This window comes from Rhodococcus sp. NPDC057014 (assembly GCF_042673295.1).
Classification (GTDB): domain Bacteria; phylum Actinomycetota; class Actinomycetes; order Mycobacteriales; family Mycobacteriaceae; genus Rhodococcus_F.
In genome coordinates this window covers 1-20,430 of sequence record NZ_JBHUSF010000011.1, presented here as the reverse complement: position 1 = coordinate 20,430, position 20,430 = coordinate 1, and the positions used below count along the sequence as shown (strand labels likewise).

18 protein-coding genes are annotated in these 20,430 nt (G+C 66.7%); 9 read left to right on the top strand and 9 right to left on the bottom strand.

All coding sequences use genetic code 11. The features are described 5' to 3' along the window. Positions 1-116: 116 nt before the first annotated feature. The 5 genes from ACFTZB_RS03905 to ACFTZB_RS03885 form a co-directional block, all read right to left on the bottom strand. A complete protein-coding gene (locus ACFTZB_RS03905) occupies positions 117-1,106 on the bottom strand; it encodes a LysR family transcriptional regulator (protein ID WP_378430180.1) in 990 nt (329 codons plus the stop codon). 52 nt (positions 1,107-1,158) lie between these two features. Continuing rightward, the gene (locus ACFTZB_RS03900) at positions 1,159-2,352 is read right to left on the bottom strand and encodes an acyl-CoA dehydrogenase family protein (protein ID WP_378430179.1); all 1,194 of its coding nucleotides are present in this window, start codon (positions 2,350-2,352) and stop codon (positions 1,159-1,161) included. Next, positions 2,349-3,566, bottom strand: coding sequence for a CaiB/BaiF CoA transferase family protein (locus ACFTZB_RS03895; RefSeq protein ID WP_378430223.1), 1,218 nt, complete (start codon positions 3,564-3,566; stop codon positions 2,349-2,351). The genes ACFTZB_RS03900 and ACFTZB_RS03895 overlap by 4 nt, the downstream gene beginning before the upstream one ends. 5 nt (positions 3,567-3,571) lie before the next feature. Then, positions 3,572-4,918, bottom strand: a complete 1,347-nt coding sequence (locus ACFTZB_RS03890; RefSeq protein ID WP_378430178.1) for an MFS transporter — start codon at positions 4,916-4,918, stop codon at positions 3,572-3,574. A 150-nt stretch (positions 4,919-5,068) separates the two neighbouring features. Next, entirely contained in the window at positions 5,069-5,593 is a 525-nt protein-coding gene (locus ACFTZB_RS03885; RefSeq protein ID WP_378430177.1) for a MarR family winged helix-turn-helix transcriptional regulator, read from the bottom strand. 83 nt (positions 5,594-5,676) lie between these two features. Here ACFTZB_RS03885 and ACFTZB_RS03880 point away from each other — a divergent pair, with 83 nt between their 5' ends. The 3 genes from ACFTZB_RS03880 (at position 5,677) to ACFTZB_RS03870 (ending at position 7,365) form a co-directional block, all read left to right on the top strand. Next, positions 5,677-6,072, top strand: a complete 396-nt coding sequence (locus ACFTZB_RS03880; RefSeq protein WP_378430222.1) for a YidH family protein — start codon at positions 5,677-5,679, stop codon at positions 6,070-6,072. Further along, positions 6,069-6,380, top strand: a complete 312-nt coding sequence (locus ACFTZB_RS03875; protein WP_378430176.1) for a DUF202 domain-containing protein — start codon at positions 6,069-6,071, stop codon at positions 6,378-6,380. The genes ACFTZB_RS03880 and ACFTZB_RS03875 overlap by 4 nt, the downstream gene beginning before the upstream one ends. 190 nt (positions 6,381-6,570) lie before the next feature. Next, positions 6,571-7,365 (top strand): enoyl-CoA hydratase-related protein, encoded by a 795-nt coding sequence (locus ACFTZB_RS03870; RefSeq protein ID WP_378430175.1) that lies wholly within the window; start codon positions 6,571-6,573, stop codon positions 7,363-7,365. Positions 7,366-7,423: 58 nt separating this feature from the next. Here ACFTZB_RS03870 and ACFTZB_RS03865 read toward each other — a convergent pair whose 3' ends face one another. Further along, positions 7,424-7,882, bottom strand: a complete 459-nt coding sequence (locus ACFTZB_RS03865) for a SulP family inorganic anion transporter (RefSeq protein WP_378430174.1) — start codon at positions 7,880-7,882, stop codon at positions 7,424-7,426. A gap of 354 nt (positions 7,883-8,236) precedes the next feature. Between ACFTZB_RS03865 and ACFTZB_RS03860 the strand changes: the two genes are divergently transcribed. The 4 genes from ACFTZB_RS03860 (at position 8,237) to ACFTZB_RS03845 (ending at position 14,405) form a co-directional block, all read left to right on the top strand. Beyond that, positions 8,237-9,157, top strand: coding sequence for a DUF389 domain-containing protein (locus ACFTZB_RS03860; RefSeq protein WP_378430221.1), 921 nt, complete (start codon positions 8,237-8,239; stop codon positions 9,155-9,157). A gap of 267 nt (positions 9,158-9,424) precedes the next feature. Further along, on the top strand, positions 9,425-10,621 hold the full coding sequence (locus tag ACFTZB_RS03855; protein WP_378430173.1) for an NAD-dependent epimerase/dehydratase family protein: 1,197 nt from the start codon (positions 9,425-9,427) through the stop codon (positions 10,619-10,621). Then, positions 10,618-12,537, top strand: a complete 1,920-nt coding sequence (locus ACFTZB_RS03850) for a hypothetical protein (RefSeq protein ID WP_378430172.1) — start codon at positions 10,618-10,620, stop codon at positions 12,535-12,537. Before ACFTZB_RS03855 ends, ACFTZB_RS03850 begins: the two co-directional genes overlap by 4 nt. Beyond that, positions 12,534-14,405, top strand: a complete 1,872-nt coding sequence (locus tag ACFTZB_RS03845) for a glycosyltransferase (RefSeq protein WP_378430171.1) — start codon at positions 12,534-12,536, stop codon at positions 14,403-14,405. The genes ACFTZB_RS03850 and ACFTZB_RS03845 overlap by 4 nt, the downstream gene beginning before the upstream one ends. 61 nt (positions 14,406-14,466) lie before the next feature. Here the strand turns inward: ACFTZB_RS03845 and ACFTZB_RS03840 are convergent, their stop codons facing one another. Genes ACFTZB_RS03840 through kdgD form a run of 3 tightly spaced genes read right to left on the bottom strand, consistent with a single transcriptional unit; the run spans position 14,467 to position 18,247 of the window. Next, entirely contained in the window at positions 14,467-15,675 is a 1,209-nt protein-coding gene (locus tag ACFTZB_RS03840) for a mandelate racemase/muconate lactonizing enzyme family protein (RefSeq protein ID WP_276137122.1), read from the bottom strand. Between the two features lie 50 nt (positions 15,676-15,725). Beyond that, positions 15,726-17,330, bottom strand: coding sequence for an aldehyde dehydrogenase (NADP(+)) (locus ACFTZB_RS03835; protein WP_378430170.1), 1,605 nt, complete (start codon positions 17,328-17,330; stop codon positions 15,726-15,728). Positions 17,331-17,332: 2 nt separating this feature from the next. Beyond that, entirely contained in the window at positions 17,333-18,247 is a 915-nt protein-coding gene (kdgD, locus tag ACFTZB_RS03830) for a 5-dehydro-4-deoxyglucarate dehydratase (protein ID WP_378430169.1), read from the bottom strand. Positions 18,248-18,369: 122 nt separating this feature from the next. Between kdgD and ACFTZB_RS03825 the strand changes: the two genes are divergently transcribed. Both ACFTZB_RS03825 and ACFTZB_RS03820 read left to right on the top strand, forming a co-directional pair. Then, a complete protein-coding gene (locus tag ACFTZB_RS03825) occupies positions 18,370-19,296 on the top strand; it encodes a LysR substrate-binding domain-containing protein (RefSeq protein WP_378430168.1) in 927 nt (308 codons plus the stop codon). A gap of 139 nt (positions 19,297-19,435) precedes the next feature. After that, positions 19,436-20,430 (top strand): MFS transporter (locus tag ACFTZB_RS03820; RefSeq protein WP_378430167.1); only part of this gene is annotated, 995 nt, incomplete at its 3' end.

The window sequence follows — 20,430 nt, the reverse complement described above, 5'->3', positions numbered from 1 at the left end:
CACGATGGATTCGGCCGCACCGCCGAGGTCACGACCCACTGGCGAGAACCCCGCATAACCGCCGCCAACGCCATCCACCCGTCAGCACATCGCAGTTCGTACGAGGTGGCAGACCGTCAGACCTCCCGATTGTCCCTTCGGGCGTGGATTTCGTCGTCGGCGAGCAGCGCTGCCTCGAGTAGCGAGGCGCCGGATTCTTGATGCTCGGCGATCAGCCTGTTCCACTCCGCCAGGTCTGCGTGGCTCTGTATCACGAAGCTCTTCGCCGCCGGATTCAGCGCTCCGGGCCGGTGAACGATGCCGAACGGCGTGCGGATCGCCGGCCGTGTCTCCGATACGTGGGCGCCCAACCGGTGCGCTGCGGTGGCCATCCGCAAAGGAAGGAATGCGCTGGCCGAACCGTTGAGGACCAGCGTCAGCTGTGCGTGCCGGTCCGGAACCCGGGCGCTGATCCGGGGAACCACCGATTCGCGCCGCAATATCGTTGCGACAATGTCGTTTTCCCGCAGTGCCGAGCTGCTCGTCACCAGTGGGATCGTTTCGAGACGCGCGAGATCGAACGGCGCAGTCTCGCCGTCGGCCGGCGTTCCCGGTGGCCGCACCAGGAGCAACCGCTGAACACCGAGTTGGACGGTTTCGAGATTGTCGGTCGGCACGGGGAAGGTCGTGAATCCCAACTCGCACTGACCGGTGAGCACCTCGTCGCACAGGTCCGCGGCACTCGCGTACTCCGACAGATCGATGCGGATGTCGGGGTGGAGCCGGGTGAAGGTTCCGCTCCACGCCGCCACCGCCTCACTCGACATCTCGGGCATCGTTCCGATGGTGATCGACCCGACGTGGAGTTCACGAGCACCCCGCATGATGTCCTGGGCCGCGAGAAGGTCGTCGAGCACCTTGCGTGCGGGTTCGACAAGCAGCTGCCCGGCCGGGTTGAGGACGAGATTGCGGCCGGTTCGATGGAACAGGGTCAGCTTCAGCTCCCGTTCGAGCTGACGGATGCCTTGCGACAGCGACGCCTGCGCCACATGGAGGTGTCCGGCCGCCCGGTTGACTCCGCCGTGCTCGACGACGGCGAGGAAATACTCGAGTTGGCGGATGTCCATGTCCTCATCATTCCCCCGACGGGCGGCCGGTACGAGTGCCTCCGTCCTCGAGTCAGACGCGGTACGAGTTCGGCAGCGTTCCGTCGGCCGCCACCTGGCGGATCATCGCCTTGGCCAGGTTTCGCTGGTGCACCGGTGACGAGCCCTCGTAGATGCGCAGGGCTCGCACGTCACGCCACATCCGCGGGACAGCGTGCGGTCCGACGATTCCCTCGCCGCCGAGCAGTTGGACGCAGCGGTCGGCGACTCGGCTCGCCATCTCGGAGTTGTACAGCTTGGCTGCGGCGATGCGGTGGCGCGGGATCTCGCCGCTGTCGAAGGACCGTGCGCTGTCGACGGTGAGGGCGCGCCCCGCCTCGAGTTCCGCGAAGCTCTCACCCAGCGTGGCCTGCACCGCACCGAGTTCGGCGAGAGGAGCACCGAACTGCCTGCGGCCGTTGACATGGGCCACCGTGTCCTCGAGCATGCGGGTCGTCTGCCCGACACAGGTCGCGGCGACGTGCAGACGTGCATGGTTGATGCCGCGCAATGCCATCGTCAGGCCCCTGCCCTCGACCCCTCCGAGCAGATTCTCCGCGGGAACCTCCACGCCGTCGAAGGAGATCTCCCCCACCGGCGCTTCCGCGTGCCCGTTCATGATGGCCGGCAAGGCCGTCCGCACCCCCGGCGACGTCGCGTCCACGATGAGCGCCGACACCCCGCCCGCACCGGGATCCGACGTGTCGGTGCGGGCGAAGACGATGAACGCGTCGGCCCACGCCACGTTGGTGATGTATCGCTTGCTCCCGTTCAACACGAAGACGTCGCCGCGACGCTCGGCCGTGGTATTCAGGTGCGCCGCGTCCGATCCGGCATGTTCCTCGGTGAGCGCGAACGCGGTGACCAGTTCGCCCGCCGCCATGGCAGGCAGCATCCGTCGGCGCTGTTCCTCGGTACCGTGGTCGAGGATTGCCTGCGAGCACAGTCCGATCACCGTCGAGAAGCGTGACCGGTAGACGCAGGACGCGCGCGTGAACTCGAACGTGAGCTGCACCTGCTGCTCCATCGTCCACTCGAGACCGCCGTACGCGCGCGGAATCGAGATGCCGAAGAGTCCGAGCGCTGCCATTCGGTTCAGGAGGCGAGCGGGGACCTCACCGGCCTCGACCATCTCGTTCTCGGCGGGGACGAGTTCGTTCTCGGTGAACTCGGCGATCGTCTTCAGGTAGGTCGGGAAGTCGTAGCCGAGGATGTCCGGGTCGATCATGAGGAAACCCTTTCCGGGGTGAGAGTGGCGCGGGAGGCGGTGACGACGCCACCGTCGATCAGCGCGGTGATGTCGTCTTCCTGAAAATCGAGGTCGCGAAGTACCGAGACGGTGTCCCACCCGACCGCGGGCGCGGACGTGGAGACGGTGCGACGGTGGCCGTCGAGCGTGAAGGCCAGGCCGGGGCTGGTGAACGAAGTCCCGCCGGGATCGGCGACGTCGACGAGGATCTCGGAGGCGAGGACGTCGTCGTCCTCGGCGAGGTCGTCGAACGAACGGATCGCGCCGCACACGATGTGCGCGGACTGCAACAGAGCGACCGCCTCGTCCCGGGTCATACCCCCCAGCGCCTCGTCGAGGGCGGCCAGCATCTCGGCCCGGTGCGATACCCGCGCGGGATTGTCGATGAACCGCGAGTCGTCGATCATGTCGGGTCTGCCGACGAGATTGCAGAGCGCGGACCATTTTTCGGCCGTGTACGCGGACAGCACGATCATTCCATCGGTGACCCGGATGACATCGGCCGCAGGTGCGGCGTGCGCCTGGCCGTTTCCCTTGCGCCGGGGCGCACGACCGGTGAGCGTGTACTCCCCCCAGGACGCGGCCTGCATCGACAGCACCGCTTCCATCAGCGAGGTCTCCACGTGCGCGCCCCGACCGGTCGACTGCCGCTCGTAGAGCGCCGCGAGAATCCCGGTCGCGAGGGCATTGGCCGCGGTGACGTCCGCGGCGGGAAGGCCGAGACGCTGTGGGTCACCGTCGATCTCGCCGGTAGCGTGCATCAACCCGAACTCCGCTTGGGCCGCGATGTCGAGGCCGGGCCGGTGCCGGGACGGTCCGCGGGATCCGAATCCGGTCACGTTGGCGTAGATCAGGCGCGGATACCGGCTGCGCAATTCATCGGGTCCGAGGCCGAGTCGGTCGGCGGACCCGGTCCGGAAGTTCTGCACCAAGACATCGGTCTGTGCCAGCAGCCGATCCAGGATCGTCTTCGCCTCGGGTCGCGCGAGATCGATTCCGATGCTCCGCTTGTCACGGTTGTAGGCGCGGACCATCGCCTCACCGAACGTTCCGATACCGCGGGCCTGATCGCCGCGCAGGCTCTCGACCTTGATCACGTCCGCACCGAGATCCGCGAGGGTCTGGGCCGCGCTGGGACCGGCGATGTACTGGCCGAAGTCGAGGACTCGGATGCCTGAAAGCGGTCCACCCATCACACTCACCGCCCTTCCCTGCCTGCGTACTCGGCCGTCATGCGCTCGAGTTGGGTGCGGGCCTTCTCCGGGTTCAGCATCACGCCACCGACGATGCCGAGGACGCACACCACGCCGCCGACGAACATGAAGCCGGCCGAGTATCCGGCGGCCGCGGTGGCCGCGTGTTCGACGATGAGCCCGAGGGCATACGGCGCGACGATCCCCGCGACGCTGTACGCAGCGATGATGCACCCGAAGAATGCCACCCGCTGGTGCGCGGGGAGGAAATCCGATGCCCCGGCGAAGGCCACCGAGAAGGCCACGCTGTTGACCGCGAACGCGCAGATCACGAACACCAACTGCACCGGCCCGGGGTCGAGTTGGCTGAAGACGATCATCGACAGGCCGCCGAACAGCAGGAACGCGCCCGTGAGGTAGCCGCGGGCCACCCGCGACGAGCGGCCTGCGCGGAGCAGCCGGCCCGACAGCATGCCCGCGCTCAACAGAACCACGACGGCGACGACGTACGGGATGGTCACCAGCGTTCCCACCGTGCTCGCGGAATATCCGAGCCCTTCGTTCATGTAGGCGGGCAGCCAGGACACCTTCAGCGAAGAAATCAGGTACCCGGCGAACGACAGCAACACCAGACCCCAGAAGCTTCGCAGCATCAGCAAGCGGTGGAAGGGCACCACGATGTCGGCGTTGGGGTCATCGACCTTCGTGCCGCCGCCGGTTTTCGGCTCGGGCTTGCGGAACGGCAACCGGTCCGAGAACCAGAGCCAGCCGATCAGCCACACCACACCGGTCACCACGAGGACTGCGAACGCAGCATGCCACGACCACGTCAGGATCACCCACGTCAACGTGGGCGCGGCGATCAGCGGGCCGACCGAGGAACCGGCATTGACGACGGCGCCGGCCGTCGCGCGCTTGTCCGGGGCGAACCGATCGGCGACAATCGACTGGCACAGTGCATGTGCGGGCCCTTCGAAGAACCCCAACGCAATTCGGCAGGCGATGAGAACCCCGAACGAGGTCGGAATAGTCAGCGGGGCCATACTCACGATCCACGTCACCATCAACAGGGCGGCGCCCCAGGTGTACGAGATCTTCCGCAGAACTGCCGACAACGTCACCGCGCCGATCGCGAAGAGCCAGAAGAAAGCACTGCTGAGCAACCCGTACTGGCCGGCCGAGATACCGAGATCCTCACGAATCGGCTTGCTGGCCAGGCCCACCGCCGCCTTGTCGGCGAAATTCAGGGTGAAGAAGAGGAACAGGAAAAGGACGATGCCCCAGGCGCGCCGATCGGCGGCTCCCTTGGAGCGCTGACCGATGTCGCGTTCGCGGGACTGCGTAGTCACCATGACGACCTCCGGGAATATCTCGGCTGATTGAGGGGCACCACCGGTAGTGGCTGGAACCACAGGGTGCATGCCCTCATCAGATCGGTTCGCCCGGTACCGATCAACCAGCAGAACGCGGTCGGACCGTACGGATTTGCCTATACCCTCAGGTCACGGGCGCACACCTTCACGTGACGGTCCGTCCGGTGCCAGTGATTCCTCGGTGTCGAGGAGCTCCGCCAGCGCCGCGAGAGCAGGTAACGCGGCGCCGATCGCAGTACGGTGGTCCGCATCGAGGCGCTCGAACGCAGAGGAGATGCGCCGCTCGTTCGCCCGCATCCACGCGTCGAGGCGTTCGCGGCCGGCGCCGGTCAGCTCCACTTGCACGGCCCGGCGATCCCGGGGATCGGGTGAGCGGACAACGAGACCGGCCTCGACCATCTGCTGCACGAGGGCACTGACGGTGTTGGTGGCCATTCGGTGTTTCCGCGCCAATTCGACGATCCGCAAACCTGATTCGGAGGAGAGTCGCTGGAGGAACTCGACCTGCGCCATCGGCAACGACTCCCAGGCGAAGTCCTCGCGGACGCTCGACCGCAAGGCCCTCCGCAAGCGCGTGATGACCTCGGTGAGGGCCCATCCCTCCCCGCTCCCGGCCCCTTCGGCGGAGAGCGGAATCGCTCGACTGTCATCCATCCGTTAACCTACTTCTGTTACAGAACTATCTGGTGTCAGAACATTATTTCATCGACACCGACCCCAACCTGCAGGGAACACTCATGAACAGTGACGTAGACCTTCCCCAACGCCGTCCGGTCGCCGTCTACTCCGTGGGCGAGGAACCGGATGTCCGCTTCTCGCTGGCCAACGAACGCACCGCACTGGCCTGGGTTCGCACCGCCCTGGCACTGGTCGCCGGCGGCGTCACCCTCACCACCCTGGCCAGCGTGACCGGGGCCGACCTGGTCGTCCATCTGGTCGCGATCGTCGCGTGCGGCACCGGCGGGATTCTCGCGGCAGTCGCCCTGTGGTCGTGGAGGCGCAACGAGCGAGCCCTGCGACTGCAGCAGCCCCTCCCCGCACCGATCCCCCTCGCGTGGCTGGCAGGAGGACTTGTCGTCCTCTCGGTCGGATTGGCGGTGTTCGCCGTCGTCACCACCGTCAACTCGCGATGACACCCGACCCGGGTCTCCAACCACAGCGCACCGCACTGGCGTGGCAGCGCACCGGCCTGTCGGTGCTCGCGACGTCCGCGGCGATCGGGTTCGCGGCGTACCGCCTGGGCGCACCGGTGCTCGCGCTCGGCGCCTTCGTCAACAGCACGATCGTCGGCTATCTCGGCATCCGCCATTTCCCGAAAGGATCCGCACGGGCGTGCTCGGCCGACGACACCTGGCCCACGCTGCTGCGCACCGCGTCGGTCGTGGCCTTCACAGCCGTCCTGGGGGCCGGGGTCTCCGTCGCCGGAATGCTGCACACGTGACAGTGGGGGTGCCGGTCCCGGTGGTTCCGGCGCCGTGCGGAGCATCGTGCCGGTGCGCGAGTACGCCGAGAGCAGACCAATAAGCGATTGCAGTCGGTTCGGGTGGTTTTCGGACTTTGACGTAGTCATTCCGGCATCCTTCAATGGGAAGCGCGCTGGATGAGAGGCGCCACCATTCGAGGAGGACTCCATGACCGGTCGTGTTCACGTGACAGTCGAGAACGCCACGGCAACTGTGGTAATCGACAATGCCGACCGGCGTAACGCGGTGTCCTTCACAGTCTTCGAGGAACTGGGCTCGGCAATCAGTGATCTGGCGTGTTCACCGGACGTGCGCGTGGTGATTCTGTCCGGGCAGGGCATCGATTTCAGTGTGGGCGCCGACCTGGCCGCCCCCGCCGGCTCCCGCACCTTGCGCGGCGACTCGACCGTAACCGACACCGCCCGACTGCGGCAGGTCTGTGCCACCCTTCACCGGTTCCATCACCTACCGCAGGTCACCATCGCTGCGATCGACGGAGCCTGCGCCGGAGCAGGATTGTCACTCGCGGCCGCCGCGGACTTCCGAATTGCCTCCGAGCGAGCAGTTTTCAATACAGCCTTCCTGAATGCAGGGCTGTCCGGCGACCTCGGAGGCGTCTGGCTGATCACCCGGATGCTCGGTGGCGCCCGAGCCCGTGAATTGTTCTTGACTCCAGGCAAACTCACCGCGCAGGCGGCACTGGATCTCGGTTTGGTCACCGCGGTGACCGGCGCCGGGGCGCTCCACGACGAAGCCCGGTCCCTGGCACAGCGGCTCGCGGCGTCGGCGCCTCTCGCCCTGCGTGCGATGAAGCAGAACCTACTGCAGACCTCCACCACATCGCTGAGCGACTATCTGCTCGCCGAGACGGACCGGATGGTGCAGTGCTTCCATTCCGATGATGCCCGCGAGGCCGCCGACGCGTTCGTGAACAAGCGCCGGCCCGCGTTCACCGGCCACTGACGCGGCGCCCCCTCTCTTCCCCCTTCGCCGTTCGAAGCCCGTCCCATGTCTGAAACCATCACGCAGGCAGCTGCCGTCGCTGCTGCGCCGTCGATCTGATCAATGTCGAGAGCGGTGCCTGCGAGCGGGCGAGCACACGGAGGCGTACCACTTTGAGGCCCATCGCTTCCTGATCGAGTTGCAGAACCAGCGAGAACGAGACGCCGATCCCCTCGGCCCCGGTGACCGGAAGCAGGAGCGTGGAAACGAACGTCACGGCGAGGGCGATGCGGGATGTGAATCCGCTGCTCCAGATGGCGGACCAGCGCGTTCGTGCTCCCGCGGCGCTGTTGAGCGCGGTCTGGCTCACCGCGCCTCCGACCGGCATGCCGCGGAACACCGCGGCCGGGACGTTGCCGATAACCTGACCGGTGAAGTTCCGGTTGGGTTCGGATCGTGAGCTGTCGGGATTCGGAACAGCCTCCGCGACTCCCGCACCCTGGACCAGAACGATGACGGCGACCAGGAATCCGGTCATGACCGAATGCGACAGAAACGGGTGTACCGGCCCAGCCGCAGCACCCCGGCGAGGATCACGGCCGCCCCGGCGACGAAGGTCAGCAGCACCAGCACCGACGGCGTGGTCATGCCCAGCACCCTCCTGGCGGTGGGGAAACTCCGGTTCGGTCAGCACGAGACATTCCGCCGCCGCCCGCTTCATCCGCATCGGGTGAGGCCACGAACGGTCGGTGACCGCCAGTATCGAAGAAGGCCGGGCATGCAGGTCGCACCATGCCGTCGCACGGCGACGGCTCCGGACAGGAGTGGATCCGTGAAGTTGGTTCCGGATACGCAACGTCGAACGTCGGCTGAGCTCGACGAGCGTTTCAACATGTTCACCGGTGATCACGCGGCGAAACGGTCCGCGTTCTGGGTGATGTTGACCCTGTCGGCGCTCATCGCGGTGTCCGGCGTCGTCGCGGACTCCACCGCGACGGTCATCGGTGCCATGATCGTCGCGCCGCTCTCGACGCCGATCCTCGGTGTCGGGTTGGGAATCACCACCGGGCGGGCCTCGCTGATCGGGCGAAGTCTCCTCGTCGTGGTGCTCGGCGCGGTGCTCGTCGTCGCCCTCGGGGCCGGGATCGTCCAACTGGTGCCCAACACCACCGACGTGCTCACCAACTCGCAGGTGCTCGGGCGTACGTCACCGACATTGATGGATCTGACGGCCGCCCTCGCCACGGGCCTGGTCGGCGCCATCGCGGCGGCACGCCGGGACGTCGGCGACGTACTGCCCGGCGTTGCCATCGCGATTTCCCTGGTCCCCCCGCTGGCGGTGGTCGGGGTCTGCCTCGGCTCCGGGGCACCGGCCCTCGCGGCGGGCGCGGCCGTACTGTTCGCGTCGAACGTCCTGGCGATGATCATCACCGCCAGTGTCGTGTTCGTCGCCGCAGGATATGCGGCCGAGGTCGAGACGACGGCGGGCAACAATCGAGGCCGCGGTCGGGGCCGGGCCTACACGGTCCTCGCCGCAGCCTTGGTGGCCGTGGCAATCCCGATGGTGGTCAACTCACTGGCGTCGCTGTGGGCCGGGCAGATCGCGACAGCGGCGCAGCAATGGCTCGAGGACGTGCCGGGGGCCCAGGTGACCGACGTGTCCTGGCAGGGTCATACCGCGACCGTCGCCGTCCTCGGCCCGGAGGAGCTTCCCCCGATCAGCGCACTCGAGGAGTCCGTCGACGCGCTCGTGCCCTGGCATCCCCGCCTGTCGGTCGTCCACACCGTGGGTTCGCGGATGACCGCTGAATGAGGATCTCGCATATCGGTAGCCGAATGCCGCCAGGACCGCGGACGGCACGGTCCTGTGCGACATCGACGGCCCGTTCGAGGTCGTGCCCGGGGCCGTGGTGCGTGACCAGTCCCGACGAGCCTCCGGTTCCCGAATCACCCCTCACGGGTGATGCGGAGGAAACGACGCCGGGCGAATGCTGGGCGGATGCTCGGCGAATGCTCGGCGTGCGGCTTCAGTGGACGCCGCTGCCGGGCCGAGATGTCGTGCAGACGAAGGAGGGGCGCAATGCGGGTAGCGGTGCTGGGTGGGGACGGGTTCTGCGGATGGCCGAGTGCGCTGCACCTGTCGGCGAGCGGGCACGAGGTGACCATCGTCGACAATTTCGTTCGCCGGCGAGCCGACGACGAACTCGGAGTGCAGTCGCTGACACCCATCCGTTCGCTCTCCGATCGTATCGAGGCGTGGCACGAGGTCACCGGCCGCCGAATCGCTTTCGCGGATTTCGACGTCGCCCACGACTACGACGCGATGATCGAACTCCTCACCGCCGTGCGCCCGGATGCGGTGGTGCATTTCGCCGAACAGCGGTCGGCCCCGTACTCGATGAAGTCGCCTTCCCACAAGCGGCAGACGATCGACAACAATCTCAACGCCACTCACAATCTGCTGACTGCGGTCGTCCAGTCCGGGATCGACATCCACGTCGTCCATTTGGGGACCATGGGGGTGTACGGCTACGAAACGGTCCCCGTGGATCTGCCGGAGGGGTACCTCACGGTCAGTTACCCGGATCGTCACGGGGAGATGCACAGTCGTGACATCTTGTATCCGACGCAGCCGGGCAGTGTGTACCACCTGTCGAAGTCGTTGGATCAGTTGCTGTTCCAGTTCTGCGCGCGCAACGACGGTGTGCGCGTGACCGACCTTCATCAGGGAATCGTGTGGGGCACGCAAACCGTTGAGACCGAACGTGATCCGCGCCTGGTCAATCGGTTCGACTACGACGGCGACTACGGCACCGTGCTGAACCGCTTTCTCGTGGAGGCGGCCATCGGATATCCACTGACCGTGCACGGGACCGGCGGCCAGACGCGGGCCTTCATCAACATCCACGACACCGTGCGCTGCATACGGCTGGCGGTGGAGTCGGGCGCCCAGGTCGGCGACCAGGTCCGAGTGATGAATCAGATGACCGAGACGCATCGGGTGTCCGATCTCGCGGAGCTGGTCGCGCGAACGGTCGGCGCCGACGTGGACCGCGTGACCAACCCCCGGCAGGAGGCCGACGAGAACCAGCTCGCGGCACGCAACGACCGGTTGCTCGGGCTGGGTCTGGCCCCGGTCAGACTCGACTCGGGTTTGCTGTCGGCCGAGGTCGACATCGCCCGCACCTACGCCGGGCGGATCGACGTCTCCCGCATTCCGTGCCGGTCGTACTGGAACGAAAGTCGTAGGTCCGCGGCGGAGGAGCAGAGCGCGTGAGTGAGGACGACGCGTCCGGCGACTCCGCCCCGGAGCCGTCGGAACAGTCGGAACAGTCGGGGCCGGACAAGCCGGACTATTTCGCCGGAGAGCGTGGCCGTTCGGTGCCACGTTCGGCGTGGTGGCTGCTCGGGATCGCGCTGGTGGTCTTGCTGGCGTTCCTCGTTACCAAGCCGTCGTGGTTCACCCAGGACGCGGACGACATGAGCCTGGACGTGCCCGCCGATCGGCATTTCACGAAGACCCTGGCCGGGTCCGGGCACGCCGACGGCGTCTGGCTGACCGACGATTCCCCGTCGACGAGCTATCTGGTGACGCTTCCGGCAGATTCCGCGCGCGAGGAGACCCGCCTGCATCTGACCGGCACCTCGCAGATCGCAGCCGACAGCACCGTCTTCCTCAGCGTGAGCATGGACGGTCAGCAGGTGTACGAGAACGAGTTACCCACCGGAGAGACCGGGATCGATGCCTACGTCGACGTCCCCGACCAGATCGCCGACGACGGGCAGGTCCGTATTCAGATCCGCGCCAACGGCACCAGGCACGATGAGACCTGCACACCCGACCATTCGGCAGGGATGCAGATCCACCTCGACCCGGCCACCGTCGTGGAAGCCGCGCTCGACGAGCCGATCCACACCGTCCGCGACGCCGTGGTCTCCTGGGACCGTCAACTCACCGTGGTCCTCGCCGATCAGGGCGACCCGTGGCGCACCACCGCAGCGCAACTGGGGATGGCGTTGACCAGGGCGGGCCACCAGATCCGATTCGCGGACACCGTCCCCGAGTCCGATGTCGACAACGCGATCCTCGTCGGCCCCACCACCACATTGAACGACCAGGTCGGCTGGTCGCCCTCGGAGGACACCGGCGACGGTGTCGCCGTCGGCACCGTCGACGACACCGCCGTCGTGGGCGTCACCTCACCCGAAGGCTCCCTGATCTCCACCTACTTGACCGAGCCGACCGTGACCACCGCCGATTCGGCCGGTCAGGATCCGCGGGCGGTGACACCCGCCCAGTTCACCGGCGACCAGGTGCCCCTTGAGGCGCTGGGTGCGGACATGTCGGTCGGTCAGATCACCGAGACCCGGCGGTGGCGCATCGGCTACTCGCTCGCCGACCTTCCCGCCGGCCGTGTGCCGCAGTCCGTCCGCGTCGACATGCAGCTACCCGCATCGCCGCCCGACCTCACTTGGATCTTGAACGCCGACCTCAACGGGCACCTCGTCGACAGCCGCGCGTTGAACCCGACGGCGGGCATGGTGACCATCGCTTTACCACCGCAGGACGCACTGCTCGAGAACACCCTGACACTGTCGGTGCAGCGCGACCGCGACCTGGGCGGCTGCGATGTGCGCGTGACGAGCTACCCGATCCAGCTGCAGGCAGGCTCGGCCCTCGAACTCGGGACCGATCCCGGCGCCGGCTTCACGGCCCTGCCACGCGGCTTGGCCCCCGGCTTCGGCATCTACCTTCCGCAATCCCGGAATGTAGACCCGATCACTCAGCTCAACGCCGTCGTGCCGACGCTCACGAAGTTCGCTCCCGCGCAATACAGTCCGGAGTTTCGCTGGAATACCCAACCGGCGCCAGGTGCACCGTTCATCCTCGTCGGGCAGAGCCCGGAGGTGAACCCCCTCGTCCGAATCCAGGACGGCCGCATCGTCTCCGGGCCGGAGGCGTCCGTGCTGAACATTCCTGCTTTCGACGACGGGCTACTGGTGGGGACGGTCACGAGCACCAGCGGCGCCCCCGGACTGACGATCCAGTACGTCGGCACCATCGGAACGACGCAACTTCCGGATTTCGGTCGGGAGAACGCGCTGGTGGTGACACCTCAAGGCAGCTTCGCCGTCAACGGTGACGGCACCGTCGCCCCGAGTGCACCGCTGCGCCAGGACCTGCCGAGATGACCGATGTCGCACACCCCGCGCACGAACCCGTGCACGAGCCCGAAGCGATCGCCGACCACTTCCGGTCGGTGGACAGCGCGCCGGCCGATTACGCCGTCGACCGGCCCGCCAGCGGCACCAACGGGTTCCTCATCACGTTCGTGGGGATCTCCATCCTGGCGATGTGCGGGCGGATGTTTCTCGCGCACTCCGATGTGCTGGACGCGCCGAAGGACCTGGTCCTCCTGTCCGAGGGCCGCGGTGACGTCCAGTTCCCGCTCCGGATGTTCCTGGTGATCTTCTTCCTCACCTATGCGCTGCGGGCGTACTCGAACCTGTGGCGCCGCCTCTACCTCGCGCTGTCGCTGCTGGGCAAGTTCCTCGCGTTCTGCGTGGTGGTCGACACCGTGGCGTGGGCGCTCCACAACGCCGGCATCATCTCGATCTCCGTGTTCGGCGTGCAAATGATCTCCGGGCTCCTCGCACTGGCGATATTCCCGCACACCGTCCTTCGGCAAGCGCAGCTTCCCCCGCAGGGTCCGCTTCCCCTCGCCCCCCGCATCCCCCCTGCCGCCTTCTTCGCGCTGGCCGGTTGCCTGGTGCTCGCAAGTGCGGGTGCGGTCATCGCGCTGCACGCCTTCGGCCACGTCGTCGATGTCTTGAAGGACTGGGCGATCCTCGGCGGCCTCGGCGCCGGTGTGTTCCTCATGCAGCAGATCCTGGCCGCCTCCACCGCCGTGCTGGGGGTCCGGGCCCTGAACAAGTCACGCCGCCACCAATTCACCGCGCCCCTCGCCATCCTCGTGCCGGCACACAACGAAGCACACAGCATCGCCGACACCATCGCCTCCGTCGACACCGGCGCAGAAACCTACCCCGATCGCATCCACCTCTACGTCGTCGACAACGCCTCCACCGACACAACCCACCACGTCGCCGAATCGGCCATCGCCGACTGCACCCACATCACCGGAGAGGTCCTCGAGTGCCCCACCCCGGGTAAGGCCCACGCCCTGAATATGGGGCTCGAACACATCAGGGAGGAATTCGTCGTCCGCATCGATGCCGACACCATGATCGGCCCCGGATGCTTGGATACCGCGATGCGACACTTCGCGAACCCGAATGTCGGCTGCGTCGGCGGAATCCCGATGCCCGCCAGGCACGAGACGTGGATCGACAAGTGCCGTCTCGTCGAGGTCTACATGCGGCACGGCTTCTTCCAAGTTTCCCTGGACGGCTACCAAGGCGTGATGGGCATCCCCGGCATGTTCGCCGTCTATCGCCGCAAACCGGTGCTGCGCGTCGGTGGCATGGTGCAGGGGATGAACGGCGAGGACACCGACATCTGCATGCGACTCGCGGCCGCCGGGTACCACAACGTCGCCGACTACCAGGCCGTGTACTACAGCGAAACACCCGCCTCCTACGCGCATCTGCGCGAGCAACGCACTCGATGGTTCCGCAGCATCTACCACCTCGCCGCCCGCAATCGGGCGATCCTGCTGGACCGGCGCACCATGATCGGCACCTTCGTCCTACCCTTCAACCTGGTCAACGCCGCCCGCCGCGCCATGCTCGCGCCGCTGCTCATCTACGCTGCGATCGCCGGATTCGCGTTCCACTCGACGTTCACCTCCATGCGCTGGCAGCCGATCGTCGCCACACTGCTGGGCATGTCCATGATCATGACCGTGATCGTCTGCCTGATCTGGCAACCCAGTTCGGTCAAGTACATCCCCGCCTACCTCTGCTTCCGCGTGCTACGCAGCTACTTCACCCTCGCCGCGGTACTCACGCTCATCTACCCACCCATGCACCCCCGGCTCCCCGACACCATCCCGATTGCCCGCAGCCGTCGCCGGCAGCCGCGACGTGCCGGGGGTTGATCCGGTGCGACGCCGGACGGCGAGGGAAGACGGTTCACTTCGCCGCCCGGCGGGTCTGTGCTTACTTGCCGAACTCGGCTGATCCCACGGTCCAGGCCCGAGCCTGGTCGCTGAGGGTGAAGCCGAGGCCTGGACGGTCGGACAGGTGCATGCGGCCGTCCCGGATTTCGAGGTGTTCGTTGAACAGCGGATCGAGCCAGTCGAAGTGCTCGACCCAGGGCTCGTAGGGGTAGACCGCGGCGAGGTGCAGGTGGATCTCCATCGCGAAGTGCGGCGCGAGCTGCAAGTGCTTCTGCTCGGCGAGGGTGGCCAGCTTCAGGAACTGGGTGATGCCACCGATACGCGGTGCATCGGGCTGGATGATGTCGACCGCACCGGCCTCGATCAGGCGCACGTGCTCGCCGACGCTGGCGAGCATCTCACCGGTGGCGATGGACGTGTCGAGGCTGCGTGCGAGGTGCGCATGGCCTTCGGCGTCGTAGGCGTCGAGGGGTTCCTCGATCCAGATCAGGTTGAACTTGTCGAAGATTCGACCCATCCGCATCGCGGTGGGGCGGTCCCACTGCTGGTTCGCGTCCACCATCAGCGGGACCTCGTCGCCGAGGTGTTCGCGGACCTTCTCCAGGCGGGCGATGTCCTGTTTCCAGTCGGGCTGGCCGACCTTGATCTTGATGCCGCCGATGCCGCTGGCCAGCGAGGCCGACGCGTTCTCGAGGACCTGCTCGATCGGAGTATGGAGGAAACCGCCGGACGTGTTGTAGGTCTGCACCGAATCACGATGGGAGCCGAGCAGTTTGGCGATCGGCAGACCGGCGCGTTTGGCCTTGAGGTCCCACAGTGCGATGTCGACGGCGGCGATGGCCTGGGTGGCGACGCCGCTGCGACCGACGGACGCTCCGGCCCAGACCAGTTTGGTCCAGATCTTGGCGATGTCGTTGGGGTCCTCACCGATCAGGACCGGCGCGATCTCCTGCGCGTGGGCGAACTGGGCGGGGCCGCCGGCTCGTTTGGAGTAGCTGAATCCGATGCCCTCGTGGCCCTGCTCGGTGCGGATCTCGGCGAACAGGAACGCGACCTCGGTCATCGGCTTCTGCCGGCCCGTGAGCACCTTGGCGTCGCTGATGGGGTTCTTCAAGGGAAGGGTGATCGAGGACAGCTTCACCGACTCGATGCGGTCGAGCGTGGCCGCACCGGCCGCCAGTGCCTTGATCGCGGCGTCGGGTGCTGCCAGCGCGCTGGTCGGGCGGCTCGCGAGGGAATTGGTGGACATCGGTCATTCTCCTTCAGGGTGGCGTCGTTGCCGGGGTGGTGAGCGTTCGGTCAGCTCTGCGTCACGGCGCCGTCGATGCGCCGCCAGATGCCGAGTGGATTGCCGGTGCGCAGTTCGTCGGCGAGGAGTTCCTCAGGAACGTTCTGGTAGGCGACCGGGCGCAGGAAACGTTCGATGGCACGGCTGCCGACGGAGGTCGTCGACGGCGCGGTGGTGGCGGGGAACGGCCCGCCGTGCACGATGGCGTGGCCGACCTCGACACCGGTGGGCCACCCGTTGAACAGCACCCGGCCGGCGATGAGTTCGAGCCGGTCGACCAGGACGCGCGCGTGCGCGTGATCGGTCGGGGCGGCCTGAATCGTGGCGGTCAGCTGCCCCTCCAGGCGGTCGATGATCGCCGTCAGTTGTGCCACGTCCGCGACTCGGACGATCACCGAAGCCGGGCCGAAGACCTCGTCCTGGAGCTGATGGTCGTCGAGGAATTGCTCGCCGGTCGTGACGAACAGTTGCGGCACCCCGGAGCACCCGGCCTGAGCGGGAGCGGTGTCGGCAACAGCCACGGTGTCGATGTTCTCGTTCGCCGTCAGTCGGCGGGCGCCGTCGGCGAACGACGTCGCGATGCCGGGATAGAGCATCGGCGCCGGCGTGGCGGCCCGCACAGCGTCGGAAGCCGCCCGGACGAACCGGTCAGCGCCGGGAGCATCGACCAGGAAGACGAGGCCGGGGCTGGTGCAGAGCTGACCGACACCGGTCGTCATCGACGCGATGAAACTCGAGCCGAGTTCTTCGGCCCGGTCGGCGAGGGCACCGGGCAAGACGAAGACCGGGTTGATGCTCGACATCTCGGCGTACACCGGGATGGGCACCGGGCGCGCCGCCGCGGCTGCGGTGAGGGCGATCCCGGCCTGCTGGGAGCCGGTGAATCCCACTGCACGGATGCGCGGGTCGGTGACGAGCGCAATGCCGATGGTCTGACCCGAGCCGAACACGAGGGAGAAGGTGCCCTCGGGCAGGTTGTGAGCACGGACCGCGTTGCGGATCGCCCGCCCGACCAGTTCGGAGGTGCCGGGATGCGCCGAGTGCGCCTTCACGATCACCGGTGCCCCGGCGGCGAGTGCGGAGGCGGTGTCGCCGCCGGCGACCGAGAATGCGAGCGGGAAGTTGCTGGCGGCGAACACGGCGACCGGGCCGAGTGGCACCTTGCGCTGACGCAGGTCCGGCTTCGGCAGCGGCGTGCGGTCGGGGTTCGGGGTGTCGAGTCGGGCGCCGGTCCAGCTGCCCTCCCGGACCACCGCAGCGAACAACCGAAGCTGGCCGGTGGTGCGGGCGAGTTCACCCTGAACCCGCGCAGAAGGGATACCGGTTTCGGCATGGACCCGGTCGATCAGCACCGAACCCAGGTCGTCGAGTTCGGCCGCGATCGTGTCGAGGAACGCGGCTCGCTGCTCGAAGCTGGTGTGCCGGTAGCTGCCGAAGGCCTCCCAGGCAAGTTCGGCGGCCCTCGCGACAGCCGCCTCGTCGGCCTCGTGGTAGATCGGCTCGAGTGCGGCGCCCGTGGCCGGGTCGGTGGCCTGGAACGGGGACCGGGTGCCGGGAATGTCGTCCGCGCCGATGAGAGAGACTCCGGTGAGTTCGATTGTGTGCGAAGCGGTCACGATCAGCTCACCTTCTTGATCAGGTCGGCGAGTTCGGCGAGTTCGACGTCATCGAGGTCGGTGAGCGGGCTGCGGACGGGGCCGGCGGGCCGGCCGATGACCTTCATGCCGGCCTTGATGATGCTGACCGCGTACCCGGCCTTGCGGTTGCGCAGGTTGCAGTACGGGATCACGAACTCGTTGAGGGCGTTGACGACGAACGCGTTGTCTCCGCTGCGGAGGGCGTTGTAGAAGTCGAGTGCGAACTGCGGGACGAAGTTGTAGATCGCCGACGAATACGTCGTCACACCGAGCGCCAGATACGGCAGAGCGAACATCTCCGCGGTCGGCAACCCGCCGACGTACGTGAGGCGGTCCCCGATACCCGCGTAGATGCGGGTCATCTGCTCGATGTTGCCGACCCCGTCCTTGAACCCCACCAGGTTCGGGCAGCTGTCGACGAGTTCGGCGACAGCCGCCTCGGTGTAGACGGCGTTGGCGCGGGAGTAGATGGTGACACCGAGATCGGTGGCGGCGCAGACCTGTTTGACGTGCGCGACCAAACCGTCCTGGCTGGCCTCGGTGAGATACGGGGGAAGCAGCAGGATTCCGTGCGCGCCTGCGCGTTCGGCGGACCGGGCCATCTCGACCGCGGTCGCGGTGCCGTAGCCGGCGGGGGCGATCACCGGCAGGCCTTCGGGGGCTTCCCGGACCGCGGCGGTGACGACCTGCTCGACCTCGGCCGGGGTGAGGGAGAAGAACTCGCCGGTGCCACCGGCGGCGAACAACCCGGAGGCGTCGAACTGACTGAGCCAGGCGATGTTCTCGCGGTAGGCCGCCTCGTCGAACGACCCGTCTTCGCGTAGGTGCGTGACCGGGAACGACAACAGACCGGAGCCGAGCTTGCGGGCGATCTCCTGGGGCGAGGCGGTGGTCATGGCGTTTGGGTCTCCTCATCGACAATCGTGCGCTTCGTGTGCACTGATCCACAAGGCTAGGAACTAGGTACTATTCAAGTCCAACACTTCTTAAGAATCATTTGATACAGGAAAGGTATCGGATGTTTTCTCTCAATCAGCTGACGCAATTCGTGGCCGTCGCCGAGGAAATGCACTTCGGGCGGGCCGCGAATCGGCTGCGCATGACACAGCCACCGCTGAGCCGGCAGATCCAGCTCCTCGAGAAGGACCTCGATGTCCTGCTCTTCGACCGCTCGAGCCGGGCGGTCAAACTCACTCCGGCAGGCAAGGCGTTCCTGGCCGATGCCCGCAGACTGCTGCAGCAGTCCGAACGTGTCGCGCTGTCGGTGCGCAAGACGTCCCAGGGCCGGACGGGCATTCTCCGGGTCGGATTCACGGGCGGCAGCGTCTACTCGGGCCTCGAGACCGTGCTGACTTCCGCCCAGGCGACCATCGAAGACGTCGAGGTCGAACTGCGGGAGTTGGTGACCATGGATCAGCTCGAGGCGCTGTCGGAGGGCTCGCTGGACCTGGGGCTGGTCCGTCCACCGGTGACGCGGCCCGACCTGGCCTCGCACCCGCTGCTGCGTGAACCGCTCGTCGTCGCCATTCCCGTCGGGCACGAGTTGGCCGACCTGACCAGGCCGATCGACGTCACCGACCTGCACGGGGTCGAGATAGTGATGTACACGCCCATCGAGTCGCGGTACTTCTTCGAACTGCTGTCGTCGGTGTTCCACGAGGCCTCGGTTGCCCCCGTCGTCGTCCAGTACATGCACCAGTTCCACAGCATGCTCGCCCTGGTCAATCTCGGCTGGGGTCTCGCCCTCGTGCCGGAATCGGCGAGCAAGATGCACTTCGACGGTGTCACATACCGGCCGTTGACCACCCCGCGTCCCGCCCAGGTCGAGTTGGACCTGGTGTGGCGGATCGACAACGAGAATCCGGCCCTGGCGCGCCTGCTCTCGAAGCTAGTTGCCGGGACGCCCGCTGACCAGGCTCCACTGGGCGCCGAGTCTGATACCTAACTTGGATGACTTGATGCGATTTCGGGCTTGGACGCGCATACGTCGGCGTCTGTACATTCGGTTCATTCGCGCATGTGACTCACGACACGGTCCATTCGCCGGCACCATTCTTCACGCCCCTCCGAAGGAGCCCTCAGTCATGACCCTCAGTCGCTCGGTCGACGAGTCGACCATCGCCTCGACCTTGAAGATCGGCAAGGTCCGATACACGATCCTGGCGATGATCTTCGCGGTGACCGTGATCAACTACGCGGACCGCGCGACCATCTCGATTGCCGGCGACTCGATCCAGGACGAATTCGGTATCAGCTCGGTCACCCTCGGGTACATCTTCTCCGCCTTCGGGTGGGCGTACCTGATCGGGCAGATTCCGGGCGGCTGGCTTCTCGACCGCTACGGCGCGAAGAAGGTGTACGGCTGGGCGATCGTGACCTGGTCGACCTTCACCGTCCTGCAAGGCTTCCTCGGCAGCTTCAGCATGGGCACGGCGGTAGGTCTGCTGGTCGGCCTCCGCTTCCTTGTCGGGCTCACCGAATCCCCTGCCTTCCCCGGCAATTCCAAGATCGTCTCCGCCTGGTTCCCGGCCAAGGAGCGCGGGACCGCTGCCTCGATCTTCAACTCCGCCCAGTATTTCTCGACCGTCGTCTTCGCCCCGATCATGGGGTGGCTCGTCACCGCGCTGGGCTGGGAGCACGTCTTCACCGTCATCGGTGGCATCGGCATCGCCCTCGGATTGATCTGGACGAAGGTCGTCTACAGCCCCCGCAGGCACCCGCGCCTGAAGAAGCCCGAGTTCGAGTACATCGAAGCCGGTGGCGCGCTGGTCGACATGGACCAACCGGGCCAGAAACAGCAGGCCGGATCCGATCAGCTTCGCTACATGAAACTCCTGCTGACGAACCGGATGACGCTCGGCGTGTTCGTCGGTCAGTTCTTCATCACCACCATCACCTGGTTCTTCCTCACCTGGTTCCCGGTCTACCTCGTCCAGGAACGAGGCATGAGCATCCTCGAGGCGGGATTCATCGCCGTCCTCCCCGCGATCTGCGGTTTCGTCGGCGGCATCAGCGGTGGCCTGATCTCGGATGCGCTGCTGCGCCTGGGCTGGTCCCTGACCAGGGCTCGCAAAACCCC